This window comes from Arthrobacter sp. C2 (assembly GCA_024207135.1).
Taxonomy (GTDB): Bacteria; Actinomycetota; Actinomycetes; order Actinomycetales; family Micrococcaceae; genus Paeniglutamicibacter.
Map to the genome: position 1 here is coordinate 3411400 of CP042428.1, position 18104 is coordinate 3429503.

General features: G+C 67.2%; 12 protein-coding genes, 1 tRNA gene, 1 other RNA gene and 1 pseudogene. 7 read left to right on the plus strand and 8 right to left on the minus strand.

Features of this window, described 5'->3' with window-relative positions; all coding sequences use genetic code 11:
- Positions 1–85 precede the first annotated feature (85 nt).
- The 5 genes from FPY90_RS15725 (at position 86) to FPY90_RS15745 (ending at position 6091) form a co-directional block, all read left to right on the plus strand.
- Positions 86–1066: an ABC transporter ATP-binding protein gene (locus FPY90_RS15725; RefSeq protein WP_498682009.1), complete on the plus strand. Its 981-nt coding sequence runs from the start codon at positions 86–88 to the stop codon at positions 1064–1066.
- A complete protein-coding gene (locus FPY90_RS15730) occupies positions 1063–2160 on the plus strand; it encodes an ABC transporter permease (protein WP_498682011.1) in 1098 nt (365 codons plus the stop codon). The genes FPY90_RS15725 and FPY90_RS15730 overlap by 4 nt, the downstream gene beginning before the upstream one ends.
- Positions 2161–2256: 96 nt before the next feature.
- A complete protein-coding gene (locus FPY90_RS15735; RefSeq protein ID WP_498682014.1) occupies positions 2257–3066 on the plus strand; it encodes an IclR family transcriptional regulator in 810 nt (269 codons plus the stop codon).
- 176 nt (positions 3067–3242) lie between these two features.
- Positions 3243–3587 (plus strand): Rieske 2Fe-2S domain-containing protein, encoded by a 345-nt coding sequence (locus FPY90_RS15740; RefSeq protein WP_498682017.1) that lies wholly within the window; start codon positions 3243–3245, stop codon positions 3585–3587.
- 11 nt (positions 3588–3598) lie between these two features.
- Entirely contained in the window at positions 3599–6091 is a 2493-nt protein-coding gene (locus tag FPY90_RS15745; RefSeq protein WP_498682018.1) for a GcvT family protein, read from the plus strand.
- 28 nt (positions 6092–6119) lie between these two features.
- Here the strand turns inward: FPY90_RS15745 and recR are convergent, their stop codons facing one another.
- From recR to FPY90_RS15770, 5 genes are all read right to left on the minus strand, one after another.
- On the minus strand, positions 6120–6782 hold the full coding sequence (recR, locus tag FPY90_RS15750) for a recombination mediator RecR (RefSeq protein WP_071214710.1): 663 nt from the start codon (positions 6780–6782) through the stop codon (positions 6120–6122).
- Positions 6783–6881: 99 nt separating this feature from the next.
- On the minus strand, positions 6882–10385 hold the full coding sequence (locus FPY90_RS15755) for a DNA polymerase III subunit gamma and tau (protein ID WP_498682021.1): 3504 nt from the start codon (positions 10383–10385) through the stop codon (positions 6882–6884).
- Positions 10382–11302, minus strand: coding sequence for a tRNA glutamyl-Q(34) synthetase GluQRS (gene gluQRS, locus FPY90_RS15760; protein ID WP_498682023.1), 921 nt, complete (start codon positions 11300–11302; stop codon positions 10382–10384). Before gluQRS ends, FPY90_RS15755 begins: the two co-directional genes overlap by 4 nt.
- Positions 11303–11365: 63 nt before the next feature.
- An RNA gene (gene ffs / locus FPY90_RS15765) (signal recognition particle sRNA small type) lies at positions 11366–11462 on the minus strand.
- Positions 11463–11532: 70 nt separating this feature from the next.
- Entirely contained in the window at positions 11533–12945 is a 1413-nt protein-coding gene (locus tag FPY90_RS15770) for an HNH endonuclease signature motif containing protein (RefSeq protein ID WP_498682025.1), read from the minus strand.
- A gap of 332 nt (positions 12946–13277) precedes the next feature.
- On the opposite strand from FPY90_RS15770, the gene FPY90_RS15775 reads away from it, so the two are divergent.
- Positions 13278–13362 (plus strand) — tRNA-Ser (locus FPY90_RS15775).
- Between the two features lie 138 nt (positions 13363–13500).
- Here the strand turns inward: FPY90_RS15775 and FPY90_RS15780 are convergent.
- A pseudogene (locus tag FPY90_RS15780) lies at positions 13501–14690 on the minus strand (IS1249 family transposase).
- Between the two features lie 136 nt (positions 14691–14826).
- On the opposite strand from FPY90_RS15780, the gene FPY90_RS15785 reads away from it, so the two are divergent.
- The gene (locus FPY90_RS15785) at positions 14827–15609 is read left to right on the plus strand and encodes a response regulator transcription factor (RefSeq protein ID WP_175475456.1); all 783 of its coding nucleotides are present in this window, start codon (positions 14827–14829) and stop codon (positions 15607–15609) included.
- Here FPY90_RS15785 and FPY90_RS15790 read toward each other — a convergent pair.
- Positions 15599–16003, minus strand: a complete 405-nt coding sequence (locus tag FPY90_RS15790) for an Hpt domain-containing protein (protein WP_071214714.1) — start codon at positions 16001–16003, stop codon at positions 15599–15601. The two genes, FPY90_RS15785 and FPY90_RS15790, sit on opposite strands and share 11 nt — an antisense overlap.
- 324 nt (positions 16004–16327) lie before the next feature.
- On the minus strand, positions 16328–18094 hold the full coding sequence (locus FPY90_RS15795) for a sensor histidine kinase (RefSeq protein ID WP_498682028.1): 1767 nt from the start codon (positions 18092–18094) through the stop codon (positions 16328–16330).
- Between the last annotated feature and the right edge of the window lie 10 nt (positions 18095–18104).

Genomic DNA, 18104 nt, shown 5'->3' on the forward strand with positions numbered 1-18104 from the left:
AACACGTGACTTGCCTAGTCAGACTGCGTACCTTGGGAGGATCGGGCCCGGGGGAGCCATCGGAACAAGTGCAGGGTGGGATCTCATGGAAACAGCTGTCACGGGCCCGGGCCAAGCGCCGGGGCAACGGCAGGATCTAGGTTTGGGAATCACGGCCACCGGCCTGGCCCGCTCCTTCGGCGCGGTGCGGGCGGTGGAAAACATTGATTTCCATGCGGCGCCGGGAATAGTCACGGCGTTGATCGGACCCAACGGGTCGGGCAAGACGACATTGCTGCTGATGCTGGCATCCCTGCTGCGCCCGGATGCCGGAAGCATCCGCATCCAGGGCATCGACCCGACGGCAGATCCCCGCGCGGTGCGCGCCGTCCTGGGCTGGATGCCCGACACGCTGGGCTTCTGGGAGTCCCTGACCAGCAGGGAAATCCTCACCACCGTCGCCGCCCTGTACGGGATCGGCAAGGCGCAGGCCAGGGTGCGCGCCGCGGAGTTACTGGAGGTCGTGAACCTCGGGGAGCTGGCCGACACCCCGGCCCGGGTCCTCTCTCGCGGGCAGGCCCAACGGCTCTCGCTGGCGAGGGCATTGGTCAACGACCCGTCAGTGCTGCTCCTTGACGAGCCCGCCAGCGGGCTGGACCCAGGAGCACGCGTGCAACTGCGCACGCTCGTGCGCCAGCTCGCGGACAGCGGGAAGACCGTGGTGATCAGCTCGCACGTGTTGGTGGAACTCGATGAAATCGCCGACGCGGCGGTGTTCCTGTCCCGGGGCAAAACCGTGCGCAGCCAGAGTCTTGCCGAAGCCGGGGCGCAGAGCCGCGGCTACACCATCGCCAGCCTGGACCTGGAGATGCTGCGCGTCGCCTTGGCGGAAGCCAACTTCGAGGCGGCGTATCGCAGCAACCTGGAAAACGGCGGAGGCAGCGCCAAGCTGAAGCTCACCGGGGAAGTCCAGGCCGCGGAGCTTCTGGGCAGGCTGGCCGGTGCAGGGGTTCCCGTCACGGCATTCGCCCCGACTTCCGGCCTGCTCGAAGAGACCTACCTGAGCCTTGAGGATGAAATGCCATGAGTATCTCCACGTCCCCGCGCGCACGAAGCGCCGCCCCGGCCCTGGGCTACCTTGCGGGCATCCGCACCGTCTTCGGCCTGGAGATCCGGCAGCGGATCCGCAACCGCGGCTGGTACATCATGCTGGGCATTTGGTTCGTGGTGGTCGCCGCCGTCGTGGGCCTTGCAGCCCTGAGCGTCGGGGAAGACGGTTTCGGTGCCGGGCAGGTGATGTTCGAGTTGGTCATCGCGTTCGTCCTCTTCTTCGGCATGCTCATCGCCCCGGCACTGAGCGCCAACTCGATCACCGGGGACCGGGCCAACGGAACCCTGGCGATCCTGCAAAACACGCTGCTCACCCCGGGACAATTGCTCTGGGGCAAGTGGCTGGCCTCGTGGGTGGCGTCGCTGGGGTTCCTGGTGGTCACGATCCCGTTGATCGGCTGGGCGATGACCTACGGAGATGTGTACCTGCCGGCAGCGCCGGTGCTGCTGGGCATGCTGGCGGTCGAACTGGGCATCGTTTGCGCGATCGGGGTCGGGGTTTCTGCGCTGACCAACCGCACGCTCTTCGCCGTCATGGTCACCTACCTGCTGGTGGCGTTGCTCGGGCTCGGGACCTTGATTGCCTACGGGCTGAGCATGCAGTTGGTGAAGACCGACGTCAATGTCTCCAACCAGGTCTGGCCCGGGACGTACACGAACGGCGATTACTCGGGGGACTGGGACGAGAACAACTACACCTGCGAATCATGGACGTACGTGCAGGAAACCTTTGCCACCGAACGCATCACCTGGCTGCTGGCGGCCAACCCGTTTGTGGTGGTCGCCGATGCAGCACCGCGGTCCCCGGCCCCGGAGGATTCGTCGATGTTCGCCGAGGCCGGCCCGATGGGGGCCATCAGCGAGGGTGTGCGCTACTCGCAGGCGGGCCCGGAATTCCAGATCCCGTGCCTGAACGGGGTCAAGAACACCGCGTTGCCCCCGACTCCCGCGCCGTTGTGGCCGCTGGGCCTTGGCATCCAGGTCCTGTTGGCGGGAGGCATCGTGGCCGCCGGGCGTAACCGCCTCAGGACCCCGGCGGGCAAGCTCGCCGCGGGAACGCGGATCGCCTAGCCGCCCGGCCCCGGACTCGGGGCCGGACGGCCCGGCCAGCGCTAGGCTGGGGCGAAGCGACCAAAGAGACGAACCGGCACGAAGGACGGAAAAGCATTGGCAGTCGACGAACCGCAAGGCACCGAAACGGACGGCGACGATGCCGTTCCCGGCGGCGTCCAATCGGTGGACCGGGCGCTGGCGATCCTGGAGATCCTGGGCCGGGACGGAAGCTCCGGAGTGGGCGAGGTCGCCGAGGAACTCGACATCCACAAGTCCACCGCTTCCCGCCTGCTGAGCTCGCTGCTGGCCCGCGGCATGGTGCAGCAGAACACCAACCGCGGGAAATACGAGCTGGGGTTCGGCATCCTGAAGCTTGCCAGCTCCATTCCCGGACGGCTCTCGCTGGTGGGCGAAGCCCGCCCGGTCCTCGAGGGGCTGGCCGAGGAGTACAAGGAAACCGTCAACCTCGCGGTCCTGCGCGAGGAATACGCGGTCAATGTCGACCAGGCCATGGGCCCCTCGACCCTGGCGACGTACGACTGGCTCGGCAGCCTCACCCCGCTGCATGCAACCTCCAGCGGAAAGGTGCTGCTGGCGGCCCTGGGGGCCGACGAGCGCGGACGGATCCTGAAGGCCGCCAAGCTTCCCCAGCGCACGGCCAAAACCATCCGCACGCGCACCGCCTTGGAAAAGGAGTTGCTGCAGGTCGTGAAGGACGGCTTTGCGCAGGCCCGCGAGGAATTCGAGATGGGCATCAACTCGGTTGCGGTGCCGGTGCGCAACCACCTCGGGGCGGTCGTGGGGGCCATCAGCATCTCCGGCCCGGCCTTCCGCTTCGACCCGGAAAAGCAGCCCGGCCTGCTCGAGGGCCTCAAGCGGGCCGGGCTGGAGATCAGTGCTTCGCTGGGCTACCCGGACCGCTGACAGCCCGGCCGGGTTCTTCGGTTTGGCGCTTCGGCTCAGTGCTCCGGGACGACCCTTGACTTCCGCTCGTGGCCTGCGCCACTGTTGTCGCACGGGGCGAATGCTGCTGTTCAGTGCGAAACACCGACAGCCGCCGAAAATGCCCCGGCCGAAGAGCCAGCAAGGAGTGAAACAGGATGCACGGCGCCTGCACGCTGACCCAACCGGCCCGTGGATACGCACCGCGGCGTGACACTTCGCCCCCGATCACCGTGTTCCACACCGAGGAGGGCGAGCTTTTCGCCATCGACGGCACTTTCACGCACCGGAACTCCTCGCTGGCCGAAGGCTGGGTCGCGAACCGCGAAGACGAATGCCCGCTGCACGCCTCGAAATCCAGCCTCCGCACCGGGGAGGCTGACCAGCCCCCGGCCAAGCGCCCGGTGCGGGTCCACGAGGTCACCGTCGTCGACGGCCTTATCACGGTCGCCGAATCGGATGCGGCCCCGAACCTCCCGCCGGGCATCAGCCTCGTCGGATAAGGAGCACCACCATGAACCAAGCACCGAACGTCGTGATCATCGGGGCCGGCATCGTCGGCGCGAACCTGGCCGATGAGCTGGCCGTCCGCGGCTGGGCGAACACCACCGTGGTCGAACAGGGTCCCCTGCACCTGGCCGGCGGATCCACCTTCCACGCCCCCGGCCTGGTCTTCCAGACCAACCCGTCCAAGTCGATGACCGAATTCGCCGGCTACACCGTCGAAAAGCTGCTGTCCCTCACGAAGGACGGCGTTTCCTGCTTCAACCAGGTCGGCGGGCTGGAAATCGCCACGACCCCCGCACGCCTCGAGGAGCTGGCGCGCCGGCACGGATTCGCCACCTCCTGGGGACTCGAATCGCGGCTGGTTGACGCGGCCGAATGCAAGCGGCTCCACCCCCTGCTGGACGAGGATGTGGTGCTCGGCGGCTTCCTGGTTCCCTCCGACGGGTTGGCGTCCGCGGCGCGGGCGGTGCAGCTGCTCATCGAGAAGTCCACCGCGGCCGGGGTGCGGTTCCTGGGGGACACGACCGTCACCGGGATCGAGCAGGCCGGCGGCAAGGTCACGGGGGTAAGGATCGGGGACGACACCGTGATCGAGGCCGACATCGTGGTCTCCTGCGCCGGGTTCTGGGGACCTGCCATCGGGGACATGATCGGGATGCGTGTCCCGCTGCTGCCACTGGCCCACCAATACGTCACCACCGACGCGCTGCCCGAGCTCGCCGGGCACAACCAGGGGTCCAACGGGGCCTCCCTGCCGATCCTGCGCCACCAGGACAAGGACCTGTACTACCGCGAGCACGGGGACCGGATCGGCATCGGCTCCTACGCCCACCACCCGATGCCGGTGGACCTGGACTCCCTGGCGAAGGTGCCGTCCGAGAACATGAGCGAGCACGAGATGCCCTCGCGGCTGGACTTCACCGCAGAAGATTTCATGCCCTCCTGGGAGGACTCGAAGGCGCTGCTGCCCGCATTGGGCCAGCGGTCGATCGAGGACGGGTTCAACGGCATCTTCTCCTTCACCCCCGACGGCGGGCCGCTGGTGGGTGCGGCCCCGCAGCTTGGGGGCTTCTATGTGGCCGAGGCCGTCTGGGTGACCCATTCGGCAGGCATCGCCCGGGCCGTGGCCGAGCTGCTCATCGACGGACAGTCATCGGTTTCCCTGCACGAGGGAGAGGTGACCCGCTTCGAGCCGGTGCAAACCACCAAGGACTACATCTCGGAGACGTCCCAGCAGAACTTCGTGGAGATCTACGACATCCGCCACCCGCTCGAGCCCCGCACCTCGCCCCGCGACCTGCGCTCTGCCCCGTTCCGGGCCCGCCAGGAAGAGCTCGGCGCGTTCTTCCTGGAATCCGCCGGCTGGGAACGGCCGCATTGGTTCGAGGCCAACCGGCAGCTGCTGCAGGTGCTGCCCGATCAGTGGCGCTCCCCGGCGCGCGACTCCTGGTCCGGCCGGTTCCACTCGGAGATCTCCGCGGCCGAGGCCTGGCGGACCCGCACCGCGGCGGCCATGTACGACATGACCCCGCTCAAGCGCCTCGAGGTCACCGGGCCCGGCGCCCTGGCGCTGCTGCAGCGCCTGAGCACCGGCAACATCGCCAAGAAGCCGGGAGCGGTCACCTACTGCCTGCTGCTGAACACGGACGGCGGGATCCGAAGCGACGTAACCATCGCGCGGCTGGGGGAGGAACGCTTCCAGCTGGGCGTGAACTCAAACATCGACCTGGACTACTTCACCGTCCAGGCGCGCCGCCAGGCGGCCGCGGACCCGGGCGCCTGGGCGCACGTCAGTGACATCACCGGTGCCACCTGCTGCATCGGGCTGTGGGGGCCGCTGGCCCGCGAGGTCATGGCCAAGGCCAGCGGGGACGACTTCTCCAACGAGTCGCTGAGGTACTTCCGCAGCAAGGAGGTGGTCATCGGGGGAATCCCGGTCACCGCGATGCGGCTGTCCTACGTGGGCGAGCTCGGCTGGGAACTCTATGCCACCGCCGAGACCGGGCAGCGGCTCTGGGACGTGCTCTTTGCGGCCGGTGCCAAACACGGGATCATCGCCGCGGGGCGCGGGGCATTCAACTCCCTGCGCCTGGAAAAGGGCTACCGCCTCTGGGGCACCGATATGACCCCCGAACACCACCCGTTCGAATCGGGCCTGGGCTTCTCCATCGCCAAGGACAAGACCGGGTTCGTGGGGGCGCAGGCCGTGGAAGTGCTGCGCAACAAGCCCTCGGCGCGGGCGCTGCGCTGCCTGACCATCAACGACGGGACCTCGATGGTGCTGGGCAAGGAGCCGGTGTACGTGGACGGTGCCCCGGCCGGCTACGTGACCAGTGCCGCCTACGGCTACACGGTGCGCACGCCGCTGGCCTACGCCTGGCTGCCGGCCTCCATGATGGAGGGGGACCAGGTGGAGATCGAGTACTTCGGCCGCAGGATTCCCGCGACGGTTGCCGCGGACCCGCTCTTCGATCCGAAGATGGAGCGACTGCGCGGGTAGGAGGCACCCGAAAAACGGGTGCGGAAGGTCAGGACGCGGAGACCGGTTCCTGGGAGGGCGGGGCGGTGCGCACCAGCGGGGCGGCGGGGGCCGGCTGCGCGGTGTTGCGCCGCCCCTCGATGGCGCGGGCCAGGGTGACCTCGTCGGCATACTCGAGGTCCCCGCCCACCGGCAGCCCGGAGGCCAGCCGGCTGATCTTGATGCCCAGCGGGCGCAGCGTGCGCACCAGGTAGGTGGCCGTCGCCTCGCCCTCCAGGTTCGGGTCGGTGGCCAGGATGATCTCGGTGATGCGCTCGTCCCCCAGCCGCGCGATCAGCTCGCGGATGTGCAACTGCTCCGGGCCGATCCCGTTGATCGGGTTGATGGCCCCGCCCAGCACGTGGTACCTGCCGGTGAAGGCGCGGGAGCGCTCGATGGCGATGACGTCCTTGGACTCCTCGACCACGCAGATGATGTCGTCCCCGCGTCGTTCGTCGCGGCAGATCGAGCAGGTCTCCGACTCCGAGACGTTGAAGCACACGGTGCAGAACTTCACCCGTTCCTTGACCACGGAGATGACCTGCGCCAGGCGCTTCATGTCCTCCGCATCCGCCTCGAGGATGTGGAAGGCAATGCGCTGGGCAGACTTGGGGCCGATGCCCGGAAGCCTTCCCAATTCGTCGATCAGTTCCTGGACTGCGCCTTCGTACACTTGGAATCACACTGCCTAATCTTGCTGTTCGCTGCGACTTTGTTGCGTGCACCAGACACTACACACCGGCCCCGACGCTTGGCCCCGGCCGGCGGGCCGTCATCGAGGCCGGTTGGGGCGCTCGAGCACGTTGCCCTGTGCATCGCGTTCCTCGATGACCATGCCCTTGAGGATGCGCTCGATGGCGGGAACACCGATCAACGAGGAATCCTCGATCTCGATGTCGTCGTCGCTGGGGACGAACTCCGTCTCTTCCAATTCTACCGGTGCAACCGGGGCCGGGCGCTGCTCCGCAACCGGCGTTGGCCGCGGGCGGGCGAAATCCGGGGCGTCGTCCGGGTTGCCCCAGGCACCGGCCGACGGATCGGTGGTGATCGGGGCATGCACGGGAGTCGGGTGCGAATCGGTGATCCCCGCGGCGCGGTTCATCAGGCGCTGGTAGCGGCTGAGCTTGCCGCCGTTGGCGGGCACCGGGGCCCCGGGTTCCTCCGCCGCCGGGACGGGAGCCGGAACCGGCATGCCCCAGGTGGCGGCCGATGCGCCGGGGGGAGGGGCGACCGGGCGGTCGGCAGCACCCAGGGACGGTGCCGGGGCCACGTAGCCCTTGGGCGTGGCCGGGGGCGGGGCCGCGGGCAACGAGGTCCCGGACGCTGTTGAAGGATCGTCCTCGACGGCGGGTGAGGCAACCGGGGTTCCCAGGTCCCCTTCCCAGTCGGGCACCGGCACGGAGGAAGCATCCCAATCGCCGCCGCCGTCATCCCACGGTTCGGAATCCCAGGCGGGTTCCGGTCCGAAGCCCGGGTCCTCGGAGGAGGCGTCCGGGATCGGGGGCTCGGCCGCCGGGGGCTGGGTGGGTGCCGCAGGCGCGGCTGCGGGCTGCGCGGCTGCGGGCTGCGCGGCAACAGGCTCCTGGACGACACGTTGCGGTGCCGCCGGTTGCTGAACGACCGGCCGCGGTGCCGCCGGTGCGGCCGACACCACGGAGGGTGCGGCGGGCGCGGCCTGGACGGCAGGGGCCGGTGCGGCGCCCCAGCCGGGTTGGCTGGGCGCGGGCGCACTGGAAGGGGAAGGGGCGGTGTGCTGCTGTGGTGCGGATTCAGCTGGACCAGTGGTCACCGCCGGCTCGGGCCGGCGATCAACTTTTGGGCCAGAACCACCCGCGGGTGCGGAGCCTCCCTCTGCGATGACCAACTCTATGTTCACGCCGAGCACCTTCTGGATGCTCTGGCCCAGGATCGCAACGTTGTCCGCCCGCGCGGTGAATGCGGTCATGGCGCCGGTGTGCGCGAAGCTCACGGTCAGCGTGCGGCCGTCAAAGCCGGTGACCGAGGCATTCGGCGCCACCATCATCCAGACAAACCGCTTGTTGCTCTTGAGCTCTTCCAGGATGTCCGGCCAGGCACGGCGGAACATTTCCACCGATCCGGCGCCGCCGGAGTGCGCTGCCGGGCCTTGGCCCTGCTGCGGCTGTGCGGCCGGTGGCTGCTGCTGCCGTGGTGCCTGGTTTTGCTGTTGCTGCTGCGGAGGAACCTGGCCCTGCGGCTGCCCCTGCTGTTGCTGGGTTGGGGCCGGCTGCTGTTGGGGTTGCCGCCCGGGGGCCTGCTGCTGAGGCTGGCTCTGCTGCTGCGCGGCGAATTGCTGCGCATTCTGCGGCCGCGGGGCAGCCTGTTGCTTTTGCGCGGCGCGCTGCTCGGCCACGGCACGTTCCTGGGCCTCGCGTTCCTGCGCGGCTCGCTCGGCGGCGGCGCGCTGTTCTGCGGCAGCCCGTTCCTGGGCGGCACGCTCTGCCATGACCTGCTCGGCCGCGGCGCGCTCCTTGGCGGCCTGCTCTTCCTTGACCTTCTTGGTGAAATCCGCCATGGCTTGGTTTTGCTGCAGCGGTGCGGGTTCGGGTGCCGGTGCCGCGGGCTCGCCCTCGGTTTCCGGCGCGCGATCGGGCAGGATGCTGAACGGCGGCACATTGGCAGGTGGGTGCACCGGAGTGCCTTGGGAGGGTGAAACCGGCTCGGTGACGGGGTTGGCGGGCCCCTCGGGCACCGGCCCCCAGGTTCCGCCCCAATCGGGGGAGTGCCCGGCCGGTTCCTCGGCGGCCGGAGCTTCCGCAACGGGGGTTTCCTCCACGGGCGCAGACGGGGCCGGCGCCGCCGATGTTTCCGGTGCGGGTGCAGCGGCGGCGGGAGCGGTCGAAACCGGCGCTTGGGAGGGCTCGTCGACCGGCTGGACCACAACCTCCGCTGGCGCTGCTTCGCTTGCAGCCGGGGCGGCGGGGACTGCCGGCGCTTCGGCGGCGCCGCCTTCCTTCTGGGCCCGTGCCGCACGCAGGGCCTCGCGGACCGCGGCCGCACCCTGGCCCGAGGATTCGCCCTCGAAGCCGGCGGTGGAACCGGGATGGCCCGGCTGGCCGGAGTCGCCGGCCGGGATCGGTGGAAGATCGTCGCCGGCGTAGGCTAGGCGGCGTTCAATCCGGTCCATGCGCGCATTGAAACCACGTTCGGTGGCGTCCGAGGCCGGCAGCAGCAGTCGGGCGCAGAGCAGCTCGAGGTGCAGGCGCGGCGACGTTGCACCGGTCATCTCGGTCAGGCCCGCGTTGGTGACGTCGGCCCAGCGGCTGAGCTCGGCCTGGCCGAGTCCCGCGGCCTGGGCCTGCATGCGGTGGAGCTGGTCCTCGGGCAGGCCGCGAATGATCTGGGCGGCGTTCTCGGGAACCGCGCGCACGATGATCAGGTCGCGGAAGCGTTCGAGCAGGTCTTCGACGAATCGCCGCGGATCGTGCCCGGTCTGCACCACGCGGTCCACGGCGGCAAAAACGGTCGCGGCGTCGCCGGCGCCAAGTGCGTCGACGACGTCGTCGAGCAAAGTGGCGTGGGTGTAGCCAAGCAGCGACACCGCCAGCTCGTAGTCCAGGCCGTTGGGCCCGGCACCGGCGATCAGCTGGTCAAGCACGGACAGCGAGTCGCGCACCGACCCGCCGCCGGCGCGGATGACCAGCGAGAGCACGCCGGGGGCCACGGAGACGCCCTCGGCGGTGCACAGGTACTCGAGGTACTTGATCAGCGGCTCTGGCGGGACCAACCGGAACGGGTAGTGGTGGGTGCGCGAGCGGATGGTGCCGATGACCTTGTCCGGCTCGGTCGTCGCAAAGATGAACTTGATGTGCTCCGGCGGCTCTTCGACGATCTTCAGCAGGGCGTTGAAGCCCGCCGAGGTGACCATGTGGGCCTCGTCGATGATGAAGATCTTGTACCTGTCGCGCACCGGGGCGAATGTCGCGCGCTCGCGCAGGTCGCGGGCGTCATCGACGCCGCCGTGGGAGGCCGCGTCGATTTCGATCACGTCGAGGGAACCCGGGCCGCCGCTGGCCAGCTCGATGCAGCTGGGGCAGGTGCCGCACGGGGTTGGCGTTGGGCCCTGGGCGCAGTTTAGGCAGCGGGCCAGGATGCGGGCGGACGTGGTCTTGCCACAGCCGCGCGGACCCGAGAAGAGATAGGCATGGTTGACCCGGTTCTTTTCCAGGGCAGTCATCAGCGGCGTGGTGACATGTTCCTGCCCGATCACGTCCGCAAAATTGTCTGGACGGTAGCGACGGTAAAGAGCTGTACTCACGAGGGCCACCCTATCGGTTTTCCTGATGCATGCGCACCCGGATCGGTTGTGAAGACCCACGGTTGCGTGGGCAGCAGTGCTGGATCGAAGGCCGCCAACGCAGCGGACAGCGAGTCGCCGGGCAGCCCCAACGAGGCGAGGATCATTGCGCGGGCCGCCGCGGCGTCGATGCCCACGCTGGCAAGCCGGCCCAGGGTCACCGACCCGTCGCGCTTGGCCAGGCGCTTGCCGGCCGCATTCAGGGCCAGCGGAACATGGGCGTAGGCCGGAGGTTCGGCGCCGAGCAGCCGGGCCAGGTAGGCCTGCCGCGGGGCGGAGGAGAGCAAGTCGTCGCCGCGGACCACCTGGTCGATGCCTTGGGCCACGTCGTCGACGACCACTGCCAAGTTGTAGGCCGGGACCCCGTCATTGCGCAGCACCACGAAGTCGTCCACGACCCCGGTGTATTGGCCGTGCAGCACGTCGGTGACGGTGAAGGTTTCCGCCTCGGTGCTAAGCCGCCAGGCTGCCGGCCGCAGCCCGCGCTTGGCGGCGCGTTCGGCCTCGGTGAGATCCCGGCAGGTCCCGGGATAGGTGCCGGGTGCGGCGTGCGGGGCGCTGGAGGCCTCGGCAATGTCGCGCCGGGTGCAGAAGCACTCATAGAGCAGGCCGCGGGCCCGCAACGAGCCAAGGGCCTCGACATAGAGGTCGGAGCGCTCGGACTGCCTCACGATCTCTCCGTCCCAGGTGAGCCCAATGGCGGCGAGGTCGGCAAGCTGGAGTTCCTCGGCGCCGGCACGTGCACGGTCGAGGTCCTCGACGCGCATGAGGAATCCGCGTGAGGTGGAGCGGGCGAAGAGCCAGGCCAGGATCGCGGTGCGCAGGTTGCCCAGGTGCAGTTCTCCCGAGGGGCTGGGAGCGAACCGTCCGGAACCCATGGACCTACTCCCTTTCGACTCCCGGATTCGAGGTGCTTGGGTCAACACTCGATGCGGGAAAATAGTAAAGGCCCCTCATGCACCTGCCAGAGCCCATCTACCCTTGCTACCTTCCGGTCCTGGGGGAGTTCAACAGGATGACACCACATGAGGGGCCGTCAAATAGTCTACCCGAGACAGGGCCCAGGCCCGAAATCCGCATGCGTCGGTCGGCTCACGTATTCCTGCTTTCACGGCTCGGGGGAGTCGTCGCCGATCCCCGGGATCTTCTCTGACTCGTTCCAGCCCAACAACCGCTTGGCCTGCGCATTGATCGTGGTTCCGGGAAGCATCAGCTGGATCGGCGGTGATTCGGGGCCCAGGGGGCGGGGGTACAGCAGCCCGTCGGGCAGCTCCAGCTGCGTCAGGCCGTGCGGGGTGCGCCATTGCAGTGACCCGTTGCCCAGGTATACCGCCTGCCAGCCCAACACATGCTTGTAGATCTGGTGCCGCTTGCACAGCAACTGGGCATTGCGCGCCGAGGTTCCGCCACCGGTTGCCCAATCGTCGATGTGGTCGAACTCGGAGAGCTCCGGGGCCCGCCGGCACCCGGGAAACCGGCAATGCTCGTCGCGCACCCGCAGGAAATCACGCAACGCCTTGGAGGGTTTGTAGCGCTTGCGGCCCAGGTCCAGGACGGAACCGGTCCACGGGTCGGTGAGAATGGGCCGCAGCGACGGCGCCGCGGCGGCCAGCCGCACCGCGACACCGATCGGTATGGGTCCATACCCCTCAAGGTTGGCGGTCCCGCGTTCCGGGTTGGCCAGCAGCTCCAGCGCCGGGATTGTCAGCCCCACAAAGGGCGGAGGCTTCTTCGTGGGCTGCCCGGGCCAGCCCTCGAGCAGCGAATCCCTGAACACGTCGGCACGCAGCTGGCCCAGCGCCCGGTCCGCTTCGCCCGGGAGCAGCAGGTTGGCGTGAACGGAGACGGTGTTGTAAATGGCCAGCACGTCCTCGGCGGGCAGATAGGCCTGCAGCACCGCCATCCCGTCTTCTTCGGGCCACCACGCCAGCGAACGCCCCGTCTCCGCCCGCGACCTGCGGTCCGCGGCCGGTTCCGGATGCATGCGCTCACGGGTGCGCTTGATGCGCAATGCCATGGCCGCGTCGGAGGCTGTGGTGGCGGTGGGAAGCAGGCTCGCCTCGATCTGTTGGGCCGTTGCGCGTGGGATTCCGCGGGTCTGTTTCACAAGCGCGGCGGCTGTGCGTGAGGTGATGGAGCCGCTGTACAAGGCGAAGAGGGAGGCCTCGTGCACGGTCCGCAGGCCTTCGGCGGTGGCCAACCTGTTGAAGGTGGAATGCTCCGAGGTCCTGGTGACCAGGGCGGCCTCGGCCACGAAGGAGGACCGGTTCAGGTCCTGGTCCAGCCGGGAGAGCGGGTAGCCGTGTTCCTCGACCTCCCGCTTGTAGTCAAAGAGCGTGGGGTTCTCCTCCGACATCGGGGTGGGCATGCCGCGCTGCACCATCTCGGAGGTGTCTGCCAGCAACGTGGACTCCAGCCCGTCGATCATGGCGCGGATCCGGCTTAGCTCGCCCAGCTGGTTCAGGCCCTGTGCCGGCGTGCGCGGGGAATGGGTTGATGTGAGCTTCGCTACTGCCCGCATGAGGGGGTTCCGCGCCAGGGAGGTCTCCACAAGGGTGCTCCAGATGCCATCGATTCCGGCATAGTAACGAGACCCGGCAGGCGGCACGCCACCTCCCTCGGGCCCTGGATTGCTATGGTGCGCCGCAAATTTTCCCATGTTCAAGTTCAACCCGGCACGGACTTTCCCGCTCCCGGACCCGGCCGGGCTGTGGAGTGCGGCAGGGGCCATCCAGGGGTGTGCGGGAAAGGGCTTGCGGTTGCGACAAGAACCTTTTGGGGACGGGCTTCGAGCGTCGATTAGTTGTCACCGAAATTGTCCGCTATGCTGGAACCTGCTCTTTGGAGCAAGCTGGAGGATTCGCCTAGCGGCCTATGGCGCACGCCTGGAACGCGTGTTGGGTTCACGCCCTCGGGGGTTCAAATCCCCCATCCTCCGCGGATACGGTATCGGTCTTGACTTGAGAAATCTCGTCAAGGCCGATTTCGTTTAAGCTGCACCACTTGAGGCCTATAGGACAAAAAGTGTGTCTGCCCCGGGTGTGTCACCCGGGGTTTCCACGGTCTGGCTTGGGTTTTAGCAGGGCCTGCCGGCCCATCCTTTTCTGGCCCAAAGCCCTTCCTCTGCGCTGTATCCCGTGCCCAGTGTTTCCGGTCCGACCCGTTCTTCCCGGTGCACCGCCTTGGGTGCCGGCTTCAGGTGCTCGGGACGGATGAGGGTGTGCGGCGCGGCGGGGTTTTCGGTGTGGGTGTAGAGCCACCATTCGACGGCGCGCTTGGCGTGGGCCGGCGGCATCCCTCGGTGGTTGCGCAGCAGGGCGCGCAGGTGCGTGTTGACCCCGCCCTCGATCCTGTTGGTCGTCGGATCGACGCCGATATCGGCCAGCTCCGGATGCAGGTAGGTGAACAGGTGACCGTTCTTGGCCAGGCGTTCCATCAGCCGGTAGGCCTTGCGCAGCCGGTCGTGGGTGTACCACCAGGCCTGGCCCGAACGGACCCCGGCTGGACGGAAACCGGTCGGCCCCTGCTGGTAGGGTCCCCGTGCTCGGTGTTCCACTGGTTCAGCACCTGGACCCAGGCGGCGGCCTCCTGCGTGGTCTTCAGCCGCGTCAGGGCCAGCGAGATGCGGCGCAGGGCCCGCCCGGCATCGGTGCGCGGCCGCAGCGTCAGGTAGGTGCGCACGTTGCGCTGGACATGGACCAGGCAGCGCTGGATCCGGGTCTCGGGCCACGCCCGCGACAGGGCCGAGGCCAGCCCCGAGCCGCCGTCGATGACCACCGCCCGCGGGGCCGGGATCGCTTCCATCAGGGCCAGCCAGGCTGCCGACTTTTCCGTGTCGCACCACTGCCAGCCGATGACGTGCCCGTTGGCGATCGCTATCAGGCAGCACCAGCCCCGGCCCAGGTAGATGCCGTCCATCTGGACCTGCCCGTGGATCTCCCCGGTCACCGCGACCACGGGTTCGATGTTCCAGCACCACTGCGTGGAACGGCGGAAGGTCCGCCCGCCACCGGGTCCGATCTCGGCCTGGGAATCCTTGCCCATCAGCCAGTCCACGAACCGGTCCAGCTCGGCCCTGCGGGCCAGGTCCGCCCGCCTGCGCACGCTGCTGGCCCCGCAGTCAATGCACCTCCAGCGCTGGGTCCCGGCCGTCGTCTTTCCATTGCGCTTCAGACGAGATCCACATACTTCACAGTGCCTCGAATTTCCAGAACCATTCACGGTTAATGGCCCAAGGCTATAAGAAACCCCGTTCTGCCGCGCCATCGTTGGGATGCAGGCCCCTCATGGACACACTTTCTGACCTATAAGCCCCACTTGATCGGGAAATCGTTAGACTAACGACCAGTGCATTGGCGAAAGTTGATGGCGCCAATCAAACGTAGCTGAAAAGGTGAATGAGTTGGCCGAACGCCGAATCGCAGTGGTCGTGGAAGACGACGCCGACATCCGTGGACTGCTCGAGGTTGTCCTGCAACAATCCGGGTTTGAGGTCCATTCCACGGACTCGGGGGTTACCGGCATGGAAATGGTGGAGTCCCACCATCCCGATCTGGTCACCTTGGATATCGGTTTGCCGGATATCGACGGATTCGAAACCGCCCGCCGGATCCGCAGCGTCTCCGACGCGCACATCCTGATGCTCACCGCACGGTCCGACGAGATCGACACGGTCCTGGGGCTGGAATCAGGTGCCGACGAGTATGTCACCAAGCCGTTCCGCCCTCGTGAGCTGCGTGCCAGGGTCGACGCAATCATGCGCCGGCGCACCAGCCTCAACAGCACAGCACACGACGCCACGCCCGGTGAAAACCGACCTGCGGCCCAGGCCCAGGACCAGGCGGCCACCGACGAGGCCCACCTACGAAGCCTCAACGGATTGGTGATGAACGTGGCCACCTACTCGGTCCATGTTGACGGGGAAGCAAAAGTCGTCACGCCGACGGAGTTCACGCTGCTCGAATCACTCCTGGGTGCGAAGGGCCACATCCGTACCAAAACCGACTTAGTGAGGCGGTTGCGCAACGAGGATTCCGATGCCGGTACCTACGTCTCGGCCTCCGATGAGCGGTCCGTGGAGGTGCATGTGGGGAATCTGCGGCGCAAGCTGGGAGACTCCGCCCAGGAACCGCGCTGGATTGAAACCGTGCGCGGGGTTGGTTACCGCGCGGTGGCTAGGCGTTAGCCGACCCTAGATATGCCTTGAGCGCGCACTCGGCAAATCCGGGTTCGCCCAACACCGCAAGGATCGTGCTCCCTGCCCGCTCGATGCGGCCAATGAGTTCGCCCTGGGTGTCCCGCTGGTCGTCCCTGAAAGCGTCATGGAGGAGAAAGGCCAGCCAGGCCAGGCCATGGGCGCCGGCCATGGTTGCCGCGGACTTCAAGGAGAGCGCGGCATCCTGTCCCGCTGCTCGGTCGTGCAAGGAATGAGCCTGGTTCAACCGTGTGATTCGCAGGGGCAGAAGCGTCTTGAACTGGGCAATGAACTCGTCGACGGATTGCGGCCCCAGTTCCGAGCACAATTTTCCCAGGGTTCGCGTACACACCGCGTCGTCTGGGGAAATGGGCAGGAACCTCATGGTCCCATCATGCTCCGCGAAGCTCACGAACGGGCCCCAAAATCGCTCAAGACCACCTCAAGGAAGTCTCCAAGATTTTTGAGGATACTGTGCGGCAATATTGCCTGCGATTGGACGAGAAATTGATGTTGTCAAGGAATAGTGTTGATTGCTGGAGGATCGGGGGAACCCGCGCCGCCGGCAACGGGGAAAGTGATGAGTTCCCGAATACCAATTCAAGGTTCTTCACTCGCATCATGGGGGCGTGAGTGGAACTCGACGAACCTGGCAAAGTGTGAGTTAGAGGTGCACCTCGAACTCACACTTTGTTTTTAAGCCACAGTTTCAGCGGCGAGAATCCGGGTGCACGGACGGAAAGCCCAGCGGGCGGACCGAGGATCCCGTGCCGGAGTCCGGGGACTTGCGCGGCAAGGTGACGGTCATGGTCGTTCCCGCGCCCAGCTTGCTCTCGGCCGTGATCTTCCCGCCATGGGCATCAACCAGCTCCTGGCTTATTGCCAGTCCAAGACCGACACCAGGCAGCCCGGAGCGCCTGGCCCTGTCGGTGCGGAAGAAGCGGGTAAAGAGGCCCTGGAGGTCCATATCGGACATCCCGTGCCCGGTGTCGATGACCCGGAGCGAGATCTCCTTGTTGTTGCAGTTCATCTCAACCGTGACGGAGCCCCCCGCGTCGGTGTACTTGATGGCATTGGACACGAGGTTGTCCACCACCTGTCCCAGTCGCAACGGATCTCCCAGCACGGCCTCGTGGCAAAGGTTTCCCTCGAGCAACGCGATCCCCGCCGTTTCGGCACGCGGGTACAGGGACTCGATCTGGGCGTGGATGACCGCTCCGAGGTCCATGGCGACAATGTTGACCTGGTGGTGCCCGGCTGCCGCGGCGAGCAGGTCGTTGACCATCTGCAGCATCCGCTCGGAATTCCGTGAGATCACATCCACGGAGTGCTTTTGGGAGTGGTTCAGGCCGGCATCGTCCTGGAGCAGTTCGAGATAGCCCAGGATCGAGGTCAGCGGGGTGCGAAGTTCGTGGCTCACGTTGGCCAGGAAGCGGTCGCGGGTCTTTGAAGCCTCGATCAGCGGGGTGATGTTCTTGAACATGGTCACCGCCCCGTCGTAGGCACCGTCTTCCCCAAAGAACGAGCGGGCCGAGGTGGACAGGTACATGGGGTTGGAGAGCGGACCCATCGCAAATAGTTCGTCGGTGAATTCCTCTTGGCGGATCGCACGGATGACCGGCCGGTCATGGGGATCCAGCAGCTTTCCGGCCGGCTCGTAGTCGGGGGAGACTGCGCGTATCAGCAGCTGGGACTCGTTGGGGTTGGGATTATCCTCCGGGGTGGCATGCCGGTGCTGGAAGCGCTGGACGTCGTTCATGAACACGTCGTGGCCGTCGCGATCCACCACTACGACGCCGACGTTTGCCGCATTGAGCACGGCGTTCAGCAGGTGGGTCTGCCGTCTGCTGGTGGCCAGGGTTTCGCGCAGCTGCCGTTCGGCCAGTGTGGCGTTGTGTGCGGCGATGACAGTGGTGGTGGCCAGGGCCAGGATGGCCAGGGGGACGAGCATCGGCTTGGCCATGGTCTCCAGCGAGAAAGAAACGTGATGGTGCCACAACTGCAGCCAGGTCGCGGCCAGCGGCACGACGAACGAAAGCAGCAGCGTCGTGCGCGGGATGACCCCGGACCAGGCAAACCAGAAGACCGGGAAGGCAATGAACAGGCTGACCCCGGTGAGCCAGGGATAGGCGCCGATCGCCATCAGGGTTGCCGCCACCAACCCGAGCGCGGGGATCGAGAGATACGATTGCGGGCCGAGCCGCGTCCAGGGGACGGTCCAGGCCAGCACGCTGTTGAGCAACGTCAGCAGCACCCCGGCCACGAAATGCCCGTCCCCATAGATTTCCTTGGGGGCCGTGATTGCCGCCAGGATGCAGGCAATGGCCACCGCCAGCAGCATGGGTGTTTGCGACCAGCCGGCCTTCCGTTGCAAGGGAAGGTCGGCAAACGGGACGCCCTTGGTGACAAGCCGGGAGATCAGCGACGGCAACCGGGCTCCCGTGTGGCGCTGCCGGCCCGTATTCGTGGCACTCATAGGTACAGCA